Consider the following 18386-nt stretch of genomic DNA (forward strand, 5'->3'; position numbering starts at 1 on the left):
TTCCTTGGAAGTCCTGTCAGACTCCCGTATAACGAATTAGTCCAAGGGTCAAATCATCTTGGATGGCTTGGATCCCACCAGATAGATGGATCACGGACTGGAATACTTCGTCTCGAATCTCTTTTAAAGGTTGGTTTCGGAGATCCCGGACTAAGTTTAGTAGTTTATCTTCACCAAACATTTGTAAAGAAGCCGGGTCTCTTGCTTCTGTAAGGCCATCTGTCAAAAGCACTATCAAATCACCTTTTTCCATTTGGAACTTTTCTTCTTCCGCAAGGATATCAAAGATCGGTGTGATGATTCGTCCCATAGGTTTTAAGCTGACAAGAGCCCCAGATTTACGTATGATAAAAAGTGGAAAATGGCCCGCACGGGCAAAAGTTAAAGCCCCTGAATCAGTATGCAAATGGAGTAAACTTGCCGTTACAAAATGTTCTCTCAAATTGGGAATAATTTGGTTTCGAATCGACTCTAAGTTTTCTTTAAGATCTTTTGGGTCTTCTTTCCATTTTTCCAGTGAGGTTTTGACAAGAGCACTTAAAAGAGCAGATGGAATTCCATGTCCAGATACATCGCAGATAAATACACCTAATTCTTGTTTTTCGTGCCTCCAAACAATATCATACAAATCACCACCCACTTTCATCATGGGTATGTTTTTAAATAAAATTTCGACTCCATTGGGTACAATTTCTTTTTGTGGGAAAAGGGATTCTTGGATTCGTTTTGCCATATCCAATTGTTTTTCAATTTCGATCCTTTGTTCCTCGATGACGGCAGTTCGTTCTAAAACTTTTTGTTCTAATTCTTCATTGGCTTTTTCTTTAAGTTCATTTAACACTTGTAATGATTTTAAAGATGTTTCCTGTGCACGTTCTCTTTCACGTGTGGCTGTTACAAGGAAGTAAGCAATCCCACTGATACAAAATAAAAAGGCATCTAAAAATATGAGTGAATCATTAATTGATAACCCACTGGCATCTCGTCTCGCAAAAACACCTTTCCCTTCAATGGTGAGTGTGACAGCTGTGTAAGATAGGACAACTGTAGATAATGTAGCACCAAATTGGCGGAACCGTATGCTTGTGACAATGACAAAGGGGATGGGAACAAAAAGAAGAGGCCACTCATCACTAAATGCAATGGATCCAGAAATATAAACAATAACGATCCAAAGGAAAAGTTCCAATTGTTTGGATAAATCTAAGTTTAACTTGGATTTTGGATAAAACCAAACATAAAGTAGGGGTGCCACAATGAGAAACCCAAGCATCTCTCCTGAAAACCAAGTAAAGAATACATTAAAATACAATTCAGAAGATAAAAAATCCCAATACCATAAACTTGTCACACCAAGCACAGCACTGATGAAGGAACCAGGAAAGGTTCCAATGCTTAAGAAATAAATTAAATCCTTTGTGGAATAGAGAGGATCCGTTTTTTCTGTCACGCGTTTGATGATGCGATAATTGACATAACTACTAAGTGTGTTGCCAATCCCTATAATAAACGCTGTTTGGAAGTGAGGGTTGTTGTAGAAGTTGGCAAGTGTGGCACCTAAATAAATTCCAGGTATGGCAACAGGTCCAAGCAGTAAAAGGGAAGAGAGTCCTACTCCTTCTGGCGGCCAAACAGGTGAAACTTGGCTATTGAGAAAGGCTATATTGAATCCAATTTGTGCGGAAATGAAGTACCCGATGAGGATGATGGGGGTCCAAAGGAGGATTCTTGTGTAATGGACCGTTTTCATTCGGAATGAAACATTTCCCATTCCTCCAATTTGTAAAGAATTTCCGCCTCAATTGTTTGGATTTCTTTCGATATTTTGCTTAATTCCATATGATCATTTGCGAATGTACTCAATTTTGATTCTAAGTTGGCTTTTTTCTCTTCGAGTGATGCAATGTCTTTTTCTAATGTTTGGATTTTCTTAAGGTCTTGTTTTGATTTTTTAGGTTTTTCCACAGTGGGTTGACTTACTGGTACCACTGGGGTTTGAATAGAACCTGGTTCGTTTTCAATCTCCAATGTGTCTTGTTCTAAAAAGGAAGAGAAGGTTCCAATGTAATGGTCGAGTTTTCCTTCTTTGCGAAAGATGAGTAAACTTTCTGCGGTTCGATCGAGAAAATAACGATCATGCGATACAATCACCACCGTACCTGGGAACTCATCTAAAAAAGATTCCAAAACAGATAGGGTTTGGATGTCTAAGTCATTGGTAGGTTCATCCAAAATAAGAAAGTTTGGACCTGTCATCAAAATTTGAACGAGGAATAGTCTACGCCTTTCACCTCCAGAAAGTTTGGCGATTCGTGTGTATTGTAATTTCCCATCAAATAGAAATCGTTCCAACATTTTTGCGGCCGAAATTTTTTCGCCAGACTCGGTTTCAATCATTTCACCTGCAACATCTTTGATGTATTCCAATACATTTCGTTCCAAAGGAAGTTCTGAGCTTGTTTGGTCAAAATACCCAACTTTGGTATTGAGTCCTGGTTTTAAATAACCGCTATCCGGTGTTAGTCGTCCGGCTATAAGATTAAGTAAAGTTGATTTCCCAATTCCGTTGGGACCAATGATTCCCAGTCTTTCCTTCGCTTTAAACGTATAAGTGAAATCATTGATGAGAACTTTTTCGCCAATTGATTTTTTAAGATTATGGATTTCTAATATGGTTTTCCCTTGGCGTTTTGCGGCAACACTCAGTTCTAAGTCTTTTTGGATTTCTCGTCTTTCGCGAGTTTGTAATTCGTTAGCTCGATCAATTCTTGCTTTTTGTTTTGTGGTGCGCGCTTTGGGTTGGCGTTTGAGCCATTTCACTTCTTGTTTCAAAAATTGTTTGATTTTGTCTTCTTGTTTTTGAAGTGTTTCTTCACGTTCGACCTTTCGTTCTAAATAAATCGAATAGTTCCCTTCGTATAAAAAATAATTCCCACGGTCTAATTCCAAAATTTTGGTTACAATTCGATCTAAGAAGTAACGATCATGTGTGATGAGAAGGATTGCTTTATCTAAATTGGCAAGGTAGTCTTCTAACCATAATATGGATTTTACGTCCAAATGGTTTGTTGGCTCATCTAAAATTAGTAAATTACTTTCATCAATTAGAGATTTGGCAAGCTCTACTTTTTTTAACATCCCACCTGACAATTCAGACATCTTTCGCTCAAGTTTTTCGACACCTAATTCCCGTAAGATGGATTTGATTTGTTGTTCATAATCCCATGCAGAAAGTCTATCCATCTCCTGTGAGGCATTTGTAAATTCATCATCGAGGCCATCTTCCCCTTCGCTCATACGTTCACAGATATCTTCATACTTACGAATGGTTTTGACGAGTTTGTTGTCCCCTTTGTAAATATGGTCGAGAATGGTTTCCTTGGGATCAAAAATGGGATTTTGGTCGAGGATCGCAATTTTTAGGTTATTGTTTTTAATGATTTGGCCAGAGTCTGTTTCTTCTTTTCCCAGTATGGCTCGTAACAAGGTAGACTTGCCCGATCCATTGATCCCAACGATGGCAAGTTTTTCTCCTTCACTGATAGAGAAATCAAGGTTTGTAAAAAGTTTTTTTTCGCCGATGGTTTTGGAAAGTTTGGATACAGAGACTAGCACAATGTCCATGAGAAAGAAATGGCCTCATTCGGACAATCTCATTCAATATGGTTATTTCAAAAGCCAGTGCTTAAGCTTTTCCGCTATGGTATTTAAAACCACAGGTTTCGAAATATAATCATTCATTCCACTTTCCAAACACCGGTTTTCTTCATCTGAAAGAGTTCCCGCAGTGAGAGCAATGATCGGAACGTTTTTACCAATCGCTAATTTACGGATCTCTTTGGTGGCATCATAACCATTCATTTCTGGCATTTGGATGTCCATAAGGATCAGGTCAGGTTCTGTTTTTTTGAAATGTTCAACGGCTTCTAAACCATTGTTTGCTTCGATGATGATCGCCGATTGTAAAATTTTTAACACAATGGTTTTGGTTAACATCATATTCACTGGGTTATCTTCCACAATCATCACTTTTGTTTTTTCGTTCGATAAAATTGGTTTAAAATTATTTTGTTTATTTTGAGATTCGTCTGAAATCCTACCTGAAATTAAATCAGATAAACTTTCATATAAAATATTCGTTTGGATTGGCTTTAAAAGAATGATTCCAACACCCAATTCTTTCCCTTTTTGGTAGATAATTTCTTCATTGGAGGATGTATGAATGGTTAGATAAGGAATTCTTTGTTTGTTTTGAATTAAAATTTGTTTTAACTTCTCAATGAATTCGAGACCATTCATCTCGGGCATATTATAATCCGAAATCACAATATCAAACACTTCTCCTCGTTTGATCGATTCAAGAGCTGCATTTGGAGAGCAAAATGATGTGGTATTGATGTTTTTATAGTCTAACATCTCTTTTATGACTAAAAGATTTGTTTGGTTATCATCCACTACCAATACATTTTGAATTGATTTTAAGTCTGGTTCTAAATTACGTTCGTTATCAGCGAGTGTAGTAAATTTAAAATAAAATCGAGAACCACGGTTCAATTCCGATTCCAATTCAATTTTTGAGTCAAATAATTGTAATAGTTTTGATGTGATCGAAAGACCTAGCCCCGTTCCACCAAACTGTCGTGTTGTGGAGCTGTCTGCTTGCGCAAAAACTTCAAATATTTTCTTTTGATTGTCTTTATCGATTCCGATCCCTGTATCAATCACTTCGAACAAAAATTCAAATTCATTTGTGTTTACAGGTGTGGCAGTTAATTTGATTTGAATTTCACCCTTGAGAGTGAATTTGAGAGCATTCCCAATTAAATTTAATAAAATTTGTCGTAATCGTAAAGAGTCTACAAAAACATTCCTTGGAACTTTAGGAGAAATATTTAAAATGAGTTCCAAACCTTTTTCGTATGCTTTGTGTTTTACGATCTCTGCGATTTGGTGTAATAAATCAAAAATGTTGACCCTTTCTTTATATAGTTCCATTTTTCCAGATTCAATTTTGGAAAAATCTAAGATGTCGTTGATCAAATCGAGTAAAGACATGGCAGATAGATGAACTGTTTCCATATACTTTCGTTGTACTTGGTTTAGTTCGGTTCGCATCAATAGGTCTGCAAATCCAATCACACCATTCAATGGAGTTCTAATTTCATGGCTCATATTGGCCAAAAAGTTTGACTTTGCGTTCGATGCGTTTTCTGCTTTTTCCCTGGCAATGATCAAATCATTTTCTAAAACTTTCCTGTTTGTGATGTCAGTGTGCGTTCCGATCACACGTAGAGGTTTTCCATCAACTGTCCGTTCAATGACTTTTCCTCTATCTAAAATCCATTTATAAGTTCCATCTTTACACAGCATTCGATGTTCGTTCATGTAAACGGGAGTGACACCTGTAAAATGTTTCTCAAGATCAGAAAAACAGTTTTCTTTGTCATCAGGATGTACTCTTGATTCCCATTCGGATAAACTGGATCCAATTTCAGAATCTTCAAAACCCAACATGGCTTTCCATTGGCTTGAAAAATACACCTGATTTGTTTCCGCATTCCAATCCCAAATTCCATCTCCTGAACCTTCCAATGCAAATTGCCAACGCCTTTCACTTTCGCGTAACGCTTCTTCGGTGGCTTTTTGGGATGAGATATCAATTCCAATACCTAAAAATCCAGTGATTTCTCCTTTTGGGTTTCGGCTTGCAGTGACAACCAATTGGACTGGAAATTCGGAACCATCCTTTCTGATATAAGTCCACTCATGTGAGTCGTAGGCACCTAACCTTGCTTTGTGCACAAAGGTTTCAAATCCGGAAATTGGAACACCATATTCTTGAGATAAAATTTCTGCACGGTACAAAACTTCCGACTCTTTGTGGAGGATATACGGTGTTTGTTTGCCAATCATTTCTTCCGATGTATACTGTAAGTGGTATTCAGCACCTTTGTTAAAATGGGTGATGGTACCGTTGGTATCAGTTCCGATGATTGTTACATGAGTTGTAGCATCTAAAATGGTTTCGAGTTTGGATAAAGCTTCTTCTTTCTGTTTGTCTAAATTGACGCTGTTTGTAATGTCTTGGAAACTTCCATAAACTCGTATGCACTTTCCATTTTCAAATACTCCATGACCAATGGTTCGAACCCATTTGGTTTTACCCGTAAATGTTTTGATTTGCAATACAAGTTCATAAGACTTACCGAGATTGATTGTGTCTTGGAAAACTTTCCTTAGTTCATTTTGTTCGGATTCGATTGGATAAAAAAGAAATGCATTCTCCAAACTCGGTAAATAATCATCGGGAACTTCGTGGATACGTTTGGTTTCTTTTGCCCAAAAAATTCTGTTTTGGACGAGGTCTACTTCCCAAGCGCCTACATTGGCTGCCGCATTTGTTTCTTCGAAGAGAACTCGGATTCGGTTGAGTTCATCTCTTTGGTTTTTAATTTCTAATTCTTTTTCTTTTCGTTCGCTGATATCGGAGAAATATGATATTTTTTCCGTTGGGTAGGAATCATAATAACTAACGACACTATATTCTGAAAGGTAAATGTACCTTCCATCGGGTTTACGAAAACGAAATTCCCTTTGGTAGGTTCTTTCTTTATTTTTGATGGATTCTTTTTCTAATGTTTCAAACAATGTTTTGTCATCTGGATGCACCAAACTTTCTAAACTTAAACTCCCTTTTTTAAAATCACCAGTTTGATAACCTAGGTTATGCGAGACATTTGGGGATACATAGGTGATTAAAAACTCGGAGTCAAATTTGTAGCGAAAGATTACATATGGTCCACTATCAAGGACCACACCTTCCATATTAAAACTAGGTTCTCCCCGTAAGATCACACAAGGTCCGAACTTAGTCACAAGGAATCTTCCTAAAATTCTGTATTGGTTTCCGAGAACTGAGGTAGAAAATTGAAAGGGGATCCTTCGGCTTAAGGTTTCCTGGCACAAATTGGATAAAATTAGGCTATCTCTTGGAATGATGGGGAGTTCTTTTATGTGTTTCCCGGTAGCAATGCTGTCCTTCGGCAGGTAAAGGTTTGGCGATGTTTGGGAAAACTGGATTTCTAAATTCCCATCCAAAACAATCAGGAATTCGTCGAAGCTTTCTACAATGCTTTGGTAATCGAAACTTTCTGCCATTTCCCTTTATGTCACTTGACCAAATCCCTTGGTCCTAGAGAATCAAAGATACGATGAAGAGTCGACTGTCACTTTCTATTTTTTTCAGTTTCATCATCTTAGGTTCCCTTACTACTATATACGCACAAAACCAAAGAAATCATGGTTGGGTTGTGTCTGGAAACCAAGGAAAATTATTCATCCAAGGAAAGGAACAAATCGCGATCCGTGATGACTTCCGTTTCAAATCACCCGAAAATCTGTCCACCAATCAAGAAATTGATTATTATCTGATGTTAGGGGAATACTTTCTCAAAACGAAAGACAAAGAAGGGATTGGTCGAGTTCTGTATGACCTACGGACAAAAAAAGGGGAATATTCCTTTGCCGATTTTTTACTCACTTCTCTCTGGAAACAATCGCAAGGAGATGAAGTCCAAGCCATCAAAATGTTGGATACCTACATCCAAAAAGAACCAAATTCTTACTTACGAAATTTAGCAAAGAATATGCGAACCAATCTTTTCCAATCAGGAGAGGATGAGAAAAAAACTATGGTTCGAATGGATTGTCAAAAATCGAAACCATATTATTCGCTCTGTCGTGTTTTCCGTTTGCAATACTATATCGACTTGCCTACGGGTAAAGATAAAGACATGCATAAACATTTTGTCAATATAATGCGTGTTAGTTCTCCATTTTTTGAAGATGGTAATTTGGATTGGATCCCACTTCTTGATCGAATTGATGAGGATTTACCAGCCAAGTTAGCATTTTTAGGATTTGCACGTGAAGGGATCCATTTCCAAAAAATGATAATGGATTTGGAACGAATCACGGAAGGCAATGCAAATGAAAACTCCATCGAACGAATGGCATTTTTTCAAATTTTATCCGGTGATTTGAGTGGTGCAGAGGAGTCCTACCTTCAATTTTTAAAATCTGCCCGTGGAAAAAAAACTTCAATTCTCAATCGTATCTATGTGAAGTTAGGTGCTTTGTCTTATTTTCAAAAAGATTTTAAAAAATCATTAGACTATTATTTGAAATTGGATTTAACCAATTGGTCCTCAGACATCCACCATCCATTTTTAAATGAACCTATGACACTTGCAGAAGTTAAGGATTTGATTTCTGTTTCTTTATATAAAGTGAATGGTGCAGAGTCGGCTCTGAAAGCATTACAAAAAATAAAAGACCCAGAAAAATTAGCCGAAGCAGACATTTGGCCAAAACTTCGCATTTCACAAATGTTAATGGATCAAAACCCTGAATTGTCTTCTCGAATGACAGATGAAATCATTTACATGGCTCAGGAAAAAAAATGGAGGCGTCTAGAATATGCAGCCACCATTTTACAAGGTTACAATCAAATTTATCGAAAGGAGTATCGTAAATCAACCATCGAACTTACAAAAAGCCGTGGGATTTTGGATGAAGAAAATGCATTTTATGCTGCGGAATTCCTTCGCAATTTTGGATTTATTTTTGCACACACAGCCTCAGGGAAAAAAGGACCAGTGAATGGAAATATCCGCGACGGAGTGAGTGATTATCTCTTAAATCATCATTATGAGGATTTGTATTACATTCGGAATTATCGCCCCATCGCTTTTTCAACAGACTTATTTTTTGAATATGCATTGAGTCATTTGCGAGATGACAATGATGTTTGGGGATTATTTGATACTTTATTCAAATATAATAGTGTAAAAACACAACGGAATCTAAAGAGTAGTCCCCATTCTTTATTCCAAATTCCATATGTGAACCAACAGTTTAAATTTTTATCCGGATTTGGAACGGCAAGGGAATCCAAATTTTTTGATTCTACATATGCAGAAAGTCGCGAAACAGAAAACTCAATCCAAAGGAAAAATGAAGAGGAAAACCCTCGTTCACTCGAATCTGTTAAACTTCCTACAGTGTTTCTTTTGCCTTACAAAGATGAAATTTATATTTTTACATTTAACCCAAAAGAATCCAAACGTAACCAATTGAATTGGAAACTTGTTCGTACCCAAAGACCCGATGCCTCAGATATCGTAGATTCAGTAAAAGAACTTGTTTCTTCTAATAAAGACCAAGAAAAAATCCAAATTTATTTAAATGAATTTGGAATGGGTTTGTACAAAACCATAAAAAGAGAACTAAAAGACCAATCGTTTGTATTTTTCTTTAGTTTGTATCCGAATACTGACTCGCAAAAACCTCTCAATTTGTATTCATGGAAATGTCCAGCAAACATACGTTCTTTGGATGGAAAAGGAATTAACCTCGTTGACACAGCTTATTTCGAGGGTTCACGTATTTTAAAAGACAAGGAACGATTGCACCTTTGGGATTTTCCTGCCACAACAAATGTTTCCACATTGGGACCAGTTCTTAGTTGGTCCTGTCGGGCAGAAAGTGGAATAACAGAAGAGATTTCGTTATTAAAATTATTCCGTCGCATCGACTACCGAACAGTACCCAAGATGATTGTTTACACCGAACGAGTGTTAGGTAAATCGTGGAGTGACCAGTCCCTTCACCAACAATGGATGCATTTTTGGTTTCGGTCAGGGACAAAAAAAATCGCTTACCTCCCAACTCTTCCTGTTCTCGATTCCATTTCGATACAGAGCCTGACGGATCTTCCGGCGTACAAAGAAGAGGGGATATTGGTTTATGCCGCGGCCCAATAAATGAGACATAATTATAACAGCTACGAATCGCTTCTGTCCCGGTTTCCTACTGAAAACCATGGGAGCATCGTTCGTAGATTGTGCCTGCTTTCCCTTTTTTCCTAAGATTTTGTCTCAAATTGTAGGCGACACTAGAAGTTCGGTCCAAAATACTTAATTCTGTTCCTCATTATACAATGGACCCTGATTTTAAAACTTTAGTGGTGTTCGAGTTTCTATGGAAATAATCGGCATCTTTCTCATCTTCCTCCTTGTCTTTGTCAATGGTTTCTTCGTCGCTGCAGAGTTTGCGATGGTTTCAATTCGTCCCTCTCGACTTGAAGAACTTGTCAAAGAAAACCGGGCCATGTCCCAACTGACTAAAAAAGCCATCTCCAAAATCGATGATATGTTATCGGTTTGCCAGGTGGGTATCACGATCGCAAGTTTACTCCTTGGTTGGATTGGCGAAGCATTATTTGCGAGTGTTGTTTCTGGTTTCTTACATATGTTCCAAATCGAATTGGACATTGTCACCATTCACAGTATCTCGATTGGTGTATCGTTTACGCTCATCACTCTACTTCATGTTATCTTAGGAGAGTTAGTTCCTAAAACACTAGCCATTCAAAATACCGAAGCGATTGCGTTAGGTGTTTCAGCTCCCATGTGGTTGTTCTATTATTTGTTTTTCCCAGTTACGTTCATTATGAATCGTTTGGCGGGTGGGATACTCACCCTCTTTCGTTTGCAACGAACAGGTGATAAGTACGTACATTCTGCTGAAGAATTGATGATCATCATTGAAGAACAAAGGAAACAAGGACGGATTGATAATGCAGAAATGCAACTCATCCAAAAGACCTTTGATTTTTCAGAACATACGGCCAAGGATGTAATGACACACCGTCTTTCCATCATTGGTATCCCACAAGAATCAACAATTGATAAATTACTACCTCTGATTGCAGAACACAGTTTTTCTAGATACCCTGTATATAACCAAACATTGGATAAAATTGTAGGGATTGTTCACGTTCAAAAGTATTTAAAATGGCAAGCAGCACATCTTTCTGCCAAAGGCAAAAAGGAAAAAATCACGGTCATCATGGAGAAGGATTTTGTAAAAGTTCCTGAATCCATGTCCATCGAACGTGTGATGACAAAACTACGTGAGAAAAAACAACATATGGCCATTGTCATTGATGAATACGGTGGAGTTTCCGGTTTACTCACGTTAGAAGATATTATCGAAGAGTTTTTTGGTGAAATCCGAGATGAAACAGATACGGATGAAGTGGATGTCACTTCCAAAAACAAAAAAACCAAAACCATTACGTTGGATGGGGAAACCGAACTTTCCAGTTTAACCGATATCTTAGAAGGAGAAGAACCTTCTGATATGGAAGAGGTTCGTACCATCGCTGGTTACTTTATGGAAAAAAACGAGGATATGCCAAAAGAAGGTAGCATTGTCCAAATCAAAAAAGGTAGCCTCAAAGTGAAAAAAATGGAAGGCAACAAAATCGTTGCCATCCTCTTCACACCAAAAATTGAAGAAGACCATGATTCCGAAATGGAACGGGAACTATCGTACGAGGACCGTTAAATGAAAGAAATCATCATTGCCGTTTCTGGTTCCATCGCTTCCTACAAAGCATGTGATTTGGTTCGTGGGCTTACCAAAAATGGTTACCCAGTGCGTGTGATTATGACTTCTAACGCTACCAAGTTTGTTGGAAAAATCACCTTTGAAGCCTTAACCGGAAAACCAGTAAGGGTTGATGAATTTGATACTGGTATGGCACATATTGAAATCAAAAACATTGCTTCTGTATTTGCCGTTGTTCCAGCGTCTGCAAACATGATTGGTAAAATGGCAAATGGAATTGCAGATGATTTGGTTACTTCAACTTATCTTGCCTGCACTTCCCCTGTGTTAATTGCACCGTCTATGAATCCTGGAATGTACCTTCACAAAGCTTTGCAAAGGAATTTAAAAACGTTAGAAGCAGATGGCGTACACATTGTATCCCCAGATAAAGGGATAGTGGTTTGCGGTGATGAAGGGTATGGCAAATTGGCTACAGTTGAAACCATCATGGAACAAATCATCGAACTGCATAAAAAAAATTCATGAATTTAAAATTCAAACGAGTCATTGTCACCTCAGGTCCCACAAGGGAATGGATTGACCCCGTCCGTTATATTTCCAATGCCTCTTCAGGCAAAATGGGATATGAAATTGCTAAAAGTTTTTTACAATACCCAGTGGAAGTGATCTACATTCATGGGAATACTTTGGAACGATATGCAAATGTTTCTGGCGCCAAACAGAACTTAGAAGTGGAAACCACAATGCAACTTCGAGATACTGTCTTGTCTCAGTTAGAAAATGATACCTTACTAGTGATGGCTGCAGCACCTGCAGACTTTCGACCCATCATGACTGCAGAACATAAAATCAAAAAAGAAAGAAGTTCGGAAGGGAGTAAGGGGTTACTACTGGAACTAGAAGAAAATCCCGATGTTTTAAAACAAGTGGATGAGTATGTCAAAGAAAACCAAATCCAAAATTCCATCCGAGTGGGGTTTGCCGCCGAGACCAATGATTTGGAAAAACATGCCAGAGAAAAACTGATCCGAAAAGGCCTACATTACATCGTAGGCAATATAGTGGGACATGGAAAAGGGTTTGGAGAAGTAGAATCGGTTTTACGGATCTTCGGTCCAAGTGGACTTGTAAAGGAAATTGGTCCACTTCCTAAAGAAAACCTAGCGGAAGCTCTCGTTCAATTTTTAGTGACTGTTTGAATTGTTTCCAAAGCCAAACGCAAAATAACCTGCCAGTAATATCAATCCGAAACTTACAATATAGTTCCATTTCATTTTTTCACCAAGGAACAATGTCGCAAATAAAATGAATACAAAGATTGTGATGATCTCTTGGATGATTTTTAATTGGAAACCTTCAAATTTGTAAACCGTATACCCAATTCGATTGGCAGGAACCATGAGAACGTATTCAAAAAACGCAATGCCCCATGAAAATAAAATTACATAAAACATTTGGTTTGATTTTGCATACTTTAGATGGCCATACCATGCAAAGGTCATAAAAATATTGGAAAGGATGAGTAAAACTACAGTTAACATTTTATTTAATCCTACTTTCTGAATTCATTTCGAGTTTGCGATAGAATTTTTTTCAATTGAATGAGTTATCGATTTTCAATTTAGATTCAAAAGGACTGTTTGATGGAATTTTGTCTGTGGTTCATTCCAACGATTCATTTGGGAAAACTTCTTTCCAAATTTGTGGTAATACTTCTCCCGATTTCCCATCAAAGTGATGTTTCATGGATGGAGTGAGATTTGTTTCATCAGGGTTGATTTCGATCCCGATCGCTCCATTGCGAATGGCAGTGTGTGCTAAGTTTGCGGGAACTGAAACATTGGCACTGGTTCCGACCACAAACACCACTTGGGATTGTTTGCAAAGTTCCCAACTCTTTGTAAGTAGTGTTTGGTCGTATTCTTCTCCAAACCATACAATGTCTGGCCTGAGTAGGGATTCACAATGTTTGCAATACTTAAGACCGGAATGGTCAAACCCGTCGTTTACTAAATGGAATTTTTCCGAACATTTTGTACACCTTGCTCTGAAGATGTTCCCATGTAATTCAATGAGCGAATGACTACCAGCACGAGGGTGGAGCCCATCTACATTTTGTGTGATGAGAGAGACTGATTTCATTTTTTTTTGCCATTTTGCAATTGTTAGATGGCCAGGATTTGGTTTGGCTTTTTGGCAAATCTCTCGTCTCCAGTCATACCATTCCCAAACAAGGTTTGGATCCTTTTGGAAGGCAGAGGGGGTCGCCAAATCTTCAGCACGGAAATTTTTCCAGAGTCCTCCCTCTCCTCGAAATGTAGGGATTCCACTTTCATTTGAGATTCCGGCCCCCGTTAGAAAGACGATTTTGTCCGCATTTCGGATGGTTTCTAATGAATCCTCTGGCAATAGTTCCATTTCTTTTTATATTCTAACAAATTCTTAGAAAATTTAAATCGGAAAAAATTTTAGGCCAGGAAATCTGGTGAATGTGAGCAGGCATTGGGAAGAAATACAAAGAAAATTGGATACCATAAAGGAAAAACAATTATTTAGAGAAATAAAAACTTATCTTGGTGTTGATTTTTGTTCCAATGATTATTTGGGTCTTGCCACTAACTCTAGTATGTTGGAATACTACCATTCCTTAACCGACCTATATCCCTTTGGTTCTACTGCCTCACGCCTCGTTCGAGGGAATTATGATTCCATGGATCTGTTCGAAAATGAATTTGCAAGTTTTGTAGAAGGTGAGGCAGCACTTCTTGTTTCAAATGGTTTTGTGGCTAACTTCGGCCTTATCGATTCCATCGCTGCACCAGATTGTTATGTGTTCACTGATCGATTGAACCATGCTTCCATTTTGGATGGAATTCGCATTTCCGGTGCCAAAAAAAAATACTACAACCACCTAGACTTAAACCACTTACAATCCTTACTGCAAAAAGCAAATGCAGAAGATCCTACCAAAAAACATAAACGCATCGTAGTGACAGAATCACTCTTTAGTATGGATGGGGATAGTCCCGATTTCCCAAATCTTCTCAAACTGAAAGAAGAGTATGGCTTTGTTCTAGTTGTCGATGAAGCACATGCACTCGGAGTCTATGGTAAAGAAGGAAAAGGAATTCTTTTTCGAGATTTGCCAAGTGAAAGCATTAAGGCGATTGATTACCGAGTTTACACTTTAGGTAAATCATTCGGTTTGGAAGGGGGAATCATCGTGACAAAACAAATTGGCAGAGACCATTTAGTCAATGTGATGCGCCCATTTATTTTTTCAACAGCTCCACTTCCAATCATTTCAAAACTGGCAATTTTTGCGTTAGGATTGGTTCGTTCAATGGAGACTGTACGTCGTGATTTGCAAACTTTGGCAAAAGAATTAAACGATCTTTTAACCTCCAACGGGTTTTCGATCACAAATACTGCCTCTCATATCATCCCATTATTACTTCCTACGGAAAAAGAAGCTTTGTTTTACGCGAAGCGACTGCAAGAGTTGGGATTAGACGTTCGTGCCATTCGTCCTCCAACTGTGCCTACACCAAGATTACGAATCAGTTTGAATGCAAAGTTAACAACTCAGGATACAAATTCACTCACTTCTGCACTTGTCCAAATCCGACAAGAGTGGAATGATCTACAAATTGCATCGTGAAACAATTCGAAGCAGATTTTTTCATCAAACGTTTGTTATAAATGGGTTATGACTCTTCAAATTTGCGGATCTTTTCTTTGATGGCATCCGTTTTGGCGGAAAGTTTTTCTTTGGAGTTTGGATCATTCCTATTGGAAGTTTGGTTGGGAATCGAGTTCCCTCTTACTTTTTTTGTTCCATATCGGTAAATTCCATAGAGTCCGAGAACACCTAATCCTAGTAAGGTGGCATTGATCCAAGTGTCATCTGGTTTGGCTAAAATTTTTGGTCCAAAACCATAAACAAGGGAATCAACCATCCCTTGGTTCCCATTCTCTTGGAACATCAAAACGATAGGATCTTGCAAAATCGAATTTCCAAATCCGTTTTCCATTTTAGAAATGATTTCCTCTTCGCCCATCCCGTCTTTGATCCTATTTTCAATGAAGGTTTTCAAATAACTAGAAGCTGCACACATATTGAAGGAACAAGATTGGATGGGAAGGCTTGGCAAACAAATACATCGAATTTTTTCAGTTACCTTTAAGAAGGTTTGTATTTGCGATTCTTCTTTGAGATTGGTTGTCGTTTTTTGGGAAAATAGGGCACTTGAAGTACCAAATAAAAGGACAATGCAAAATAAACGGATCATATACCTTTCCCCTTTGTTTCTTTTCTTTTTTCTCCAATAGGGAGTAATAAAAAGATTCCAGACAAAAAGTACAATACTGATCCAAGCCAAATCAATTTTACTAGTGGGTTGATCCAAACTTCTAAGTTTGCCACAATTTGCCTTGGGAAATTGAGGAAAAGTTTGAGTTTTTCTGTTTCGCTTCCTGGTGTGAAGTAATATTGCATAAACATAAGAGGAAGGTCTGGGTTTTCTGATTTTAGATCGGAGGTTTCGATGGCACCCAGTTGGATGTAAAAGTCTTCCTTCGCCATGGAATGGATTGCAGGTTCACTTGTTGGAATGTGAGTTTCGAAATCTCCTGTTAAGTGAGATATTTGTGGGTAAAACCTTCTTTCTGTATCGAGTGTTGCTATTTTCTCCAAACCACGATAAATTCCATAACTTGCCTCTTGTGATACAATCACATTTTGGATGTTAGGTTCTCCACCAAGCCCTGATATCAAAACTGGTTTTAGTTTTAATGTATTTGCTTCGATTTGATAACCGCCAACCATCGCTTTGTCAATGGATTGGTAGGTGATTTCCTCGGATGTTGGAGGTAACAATTCGTAAAAGAATCTTACTGACGTATTGATTTTGAATGCATTCCCCGCATAACCGATAAAAATGAGTACAAGGGAAAAGTGAACTAAATACCCGCCATACCTTCTTTTGTTTTTAAGAAGTAGGTTTATGCCGGCACGTAACAATGATTCATTTGTAAATTCTTCTCTTCTGGCTTTTATCCCACGGTAGTATTCTTGCACAATCCCTGCAATGGTAAACACTCCAATTCCAACAGTCAAAACAGAATAGACTTCTGCCAAAACGTCCCCATACTTAGAATCGGGTTTTGTAAAGTTTTGAGAGTAAAAGAGGATGTACAATCCACCACCTAAGATTCCGAAAAGGAAAGGTTTGAGTAATGTGGAAAAAAATACAGCACCAGCACCTTTTCTCCATGCAAGGAGTGGTGCCGAACCCATGAGCAATAATAAAAAGATCCCAGCCGGTACACCCCAGGAATTGAACCAGGGTGCCTTAAATTCTTTTCCATACAAAAGGGGTGAAAATACACCTAACAGAATCGCTGCGGTCGAAAGAACGAGTAGGAAATTATTTAATAAAAAACTTCCTTCTTTGGAAGTGATTGCTTTTAAATTCCTTTCTGGTGTTAGGTGTTTCCTTCGGTAAATGACAAATCCAGTAAAAAAAAGAAAACTTGTGATGATGTAAACGATGAAAGGGGTGCCAATCGTAGATTTGGAAAAACTATGAGGGCCTTCGAGCACACCTGAACGAGTGATCCAAGTTCCAAGCAAACTAAAGTGGAAGGCAAGGATCACAAGTAACATATTCCAAAACTTCAACATACCTCTACGTTCTTGGATGACAACGGAATGGACAAAGGCACTTGTGAGTAACCATGGCATAAGGGATGCGTTTTCCACTGGATCCCAAGCCCAGTACCCTCCCCAACCTAACTCTTCGTAAGCCCATTTGGAACCGAGAAGGATTCCCGTTCCTAAGAAAAACCAAGAAAACAAAGTCCATTTGCGAATGAACTTCATCCAATCTTCAGAAAGTTGGCCAGAGACTAACGCTGACATGGCGATCGCAAACGGAATGGAAATACTCACATAACCAATGTAGAGGATGGGTGGGTGGATGATCATCGCCCAATGTTGGAGTAGAGGGTTTAGTCCTCTTCCTGCTGCAGCTTCTGGAACAAATTCTCGAAACGGTTGCGCATCTCCATAAAATACGGCAAGGAAACTAAAAAAACCAGATAAAACTGCCAAAATGAGATTCATCATGGGAATTCGGTCTTCGATGGATTTACGAGTTTGCCATAACACAATAAAGGTGAAGACATTTAAAATTAAGTTCCAAAACAGTAAACTTCCGGATGACCCAGACCAAATTGAAGTCATTTTGTAAAATAAGGGAAGGTGTTCGCTTGAGTGCATTACCACATAATAGTTGCTATAGTCAGAACGAACAAGCTGCGTGAGCAATACAATAAATGTCAAAATGATAACAAACGGATTTGTCATGAGAGCCAAACGGCCAAGTTCGACCGCTTTTCTTTCTTTGGAAATAATCCCGTAAATCGTTTGGATGCTTGAGAAAATTAAAATGGCTAGGGAAGAGGCAAGTAAAATGGTTCCTAAATTATTCATTGTTCCTCGGCGTAACCCGCTTCGTATTTGGAAGCACATTTTGCTTCGACATGGCTTGCAACTAGTACTCCTTTTTCTAACTTCCCATCCACTCGCGCACGTGCTCCTTCTTTGAATGCATCAGGCAATAGTGTTTCTCCCGTGAAGAATACGGGAATGATTTGATCGTTTAGTTCTAGATCAAATTTGGCTTTTCTGCCCTCCCTGACCAAACTCCCTACACGTACAAATCCTCGGACACGTAAATTTTGTTCCGAATATTTTGTTTGGTTTGCGGCAAGTTCAGAGGCATCGAGCAGTAAATACGATGTTTCTTGGGATGAAAAATACGCAATGCCTCCTAGAGAGATTGCGATGAAGGATAAAAGGGTTAAAAACTTACGATTCATGGTCCATTCTTTAGACGAAATCACGTCTTTCCTCTAACCTCTCTGATTGCAAGTTTCGGTCAAACAAAAAGGTCATGCAAAAT

Annotated in this window: 13 protein-coding genes; 5 read left to right on the forward strand and 8 right to left on the reverse strand. The window is 38.3% G+C overall.

Features of this window, described 5'->3' with window-relative positions:
• Positions 1 to 16: 16 nt before the first annotated feature.
• The 3 genes from LEP1GSC202_RS09110 to LEP1GSC202_RS09120 are packed head-to-tail and all read right to left on the reverse strand — an operon-like array spanning position 17 to position 7158.
• A complete protein-coding gene (locus LEP1GSC202_RS09110; protein ID WP_015677606.1) occupies positions 17 to 1750 on the reverse strand; it encodes a SpoIIE family protein phosphatase in 1734 nt (577 codons plus the stop codon).
• Positions 1747 to 3624, reverse strand: coding sequence for an ABC-F family ATP-binding cassette domain-containing protein (locus tag LEP1GSC202_RS09115; RefSeq protein WP_015676690.1), 1878 nt, complete (start codon positions 3622 to 3624; stop codon positions 1747 to 1749). The genes LEP1GSC202_RS09110 and LEP1GSC202_RS09115 overlap by 4 nt, the downstream gene beginning before the upstream one ends.
• Positions 3625 to 3666: 42 nt before the next feature.
• Positions 3667 to 7158, reverse strand: a complete 3492-nt coding sequence (locus LEP1GSC202_RS09120; RefSeq protein WP_015677464.1) for a PAS domain-containing hybrid sensor histidine kinase/response regulator — start codon at positions 7156 to 7158, stop codon at positions 3667 to 3669.
• A gap of 53 nt (positions 7159 to 7211) precedes the next feature.
• Between LEP1GSC202_RS09120 and LEP1GSC202_RS09125 the strand changes: the two genes are divergently transcribed.
• The 4 genes from LEP1GSC202_RS09125 (at position 7212) to LEP1GSC202_RS09140 (ending at position 12617) form a co-directional block, all read left to right on the forward strand.
• Positions 7212 to 9824 (forward strand): hypothetical protein, encoded by a 2613-nt coding sequence (locus LEP1GSC202_RS09125; RefSeq protein WP_015677181.1) that lies wholly within the window; start codon positions 7212 to 7214, stop codon positions 9822 to 9824.
• 217 nt (positions 9825 to 10041) lie between these two features.
• On the forward strand, positions 10042 to 11412 hold the full coding sequence (locus LEP1GSC202_RS09130; protein WP_015677143.1) for a hemolysin family protein: 1371 nt from the start codon (positions 10042 to 10044) through the stop codon (positions 11410 to 11412).
• Complete coding sequence (locus LEP1GSC202_RS09135) at positions 11413 to 11943, forward strand: phosphopantothenoylcysteine decarboxylase (protein ID WP_015676390.1); 531 nt, start codon at positions 11413 to 11415, stop codon at positions 11941 to 11943.
• Positions 11940 to 12617: a phosphopantothenoylcysteine decarboxylase domain-containing protein gene (locus tag LEP1GSC202_RS09140; protein WP_015676775.1), complete on the forward strand. Its 678-nt coding sequence runs from the start codon at positions 11940 to 11942 to the stop codon at positions 12615 to 12617. The genes LEP1GSC202_RS09135 and LEP1GSC202_RS09140 overlap by 4 nt, the downstream gene beginning before the upstream one ends.
• On the opposite strand, the gene LEP1GSC202_RS09145 is transcribed toward LEP1GSC202_RS09140, so the two are convergent.
• On the reverse strand, positions 12603 to 12959 hold the full coding sequence (locus LEP1GSC202_RS09145; RefSeq protein WP_015676886.1) for a DMT family protein: 357 nt from the start codon (positions 12957 to 12959) through the stop codon (positions 12603 to 12605). The two genes, LEP1GSC202_RS09140 and LEP1GSC202_RS09145, sit on opposite strands and share 15 nt — an antisense overlap.
• Before the next feature lie 121 nt (positions 12960 to 13080).
• Positions 13081 to 13836 carry an SIR2 family NAD-dependent protein deacylase gene (locus LEP1GSC202_RS09150; RefSeq protein WP_015677353.1) on the reverse strand — a complete coding sequence of 252 codons (756 nt, stop codon included), beginning with the start codon at positions 13834 to 13836 and terminating at the stop codon, positions 13081 to 13083.
• Positions 13837 to 13909: 73 nt separating this feature from the next.
• On the opposite strand from LEP1GSC202_RS09150, the gene LEP1GSC202_RS09155 reads away from it, so the two are divergent.
• Positions 13910 to 15079, forward strand: coding sequence for an aminotransferase class I/II-fold pyridoxal phosphate-dependent enzyme (locus LEP1GSC202_RS09155; RefSeq protein ID WP_039928716.1), 1170 nt, complete (start codon positions 13910 to 13912; stop codon positions 15077 to 15079).
• 46 nt (positions 15080 to 15125) lie between these two features.
• Here the strand turns inward: LEP1GSC202_RS09155 and LEP1GSC202_RS09160 are convergent, their stop codons facing one another.
• Genes LEP1GSC202_RS09160 through LEP1GSC202_RS09170 form a run of 3 tightly spaced genes read right to left on the reverse strand, consistent with a single transcriptional unit; the run spans position 15126 to position 18303 of the window.
• A complete protein-coding gene (locus tag LEP1GSC202_RS09160; protein ID WP_015677202.1) occupies positions 15126 to 15710 on the reverse strand; it encodes a cytochrome c-type biogenesis protein CcmH in 585 nt (194 codons plus the stop codon).
• Positions 15707 to 17914: a heme lyase CcmF/NrfE family subunit gene (locus tag LEP1GSC202_RS09165; protein ID WP_015677207.1), complete on the reverse strand. Its 2208-nt coding sequence runs from the start codon at positions 17912 to 17914 to the stop codon at positions 15707 to 15709. The genes LEP1GSC202_RS09160 and LEP1GSC202_RS09165 overlap by 4 nt, the downstream gene beginning before the upstream one ends.
• Positions 17911 to 18303, reverse strand: a complete 393-nt coding sequence (locus tag LEP1GSC202_RS09170; protein ID WP_039928471.1) for a cytochrome c maturation protein CcmE domain-containing protein — start codon at positions 18301 to 18303, stop codon at positions 17911 to 17913. The genes LEP1GSC202_RS09165 and LEP1GSC202_RS09170 overlap by 4 nt, the downstream gene beginning before the upstream one ends.
• Positions 18304 to 18386 lie beyond the last annotated feature (83 nt).

The sequence above is a fragment of the Leptospira yanagawae serovar Saopaulo str. Sao Paulo = ATCC 700523 genome (assembly GCF_000332475.2).
Taxonomy (GTDB): domain Bacteria; phylum Spirochaetota; class Leptospiria; order Leptospirales; family Leptospiraceae; genus Leptospira_A; species Leptospira_A yanagawae.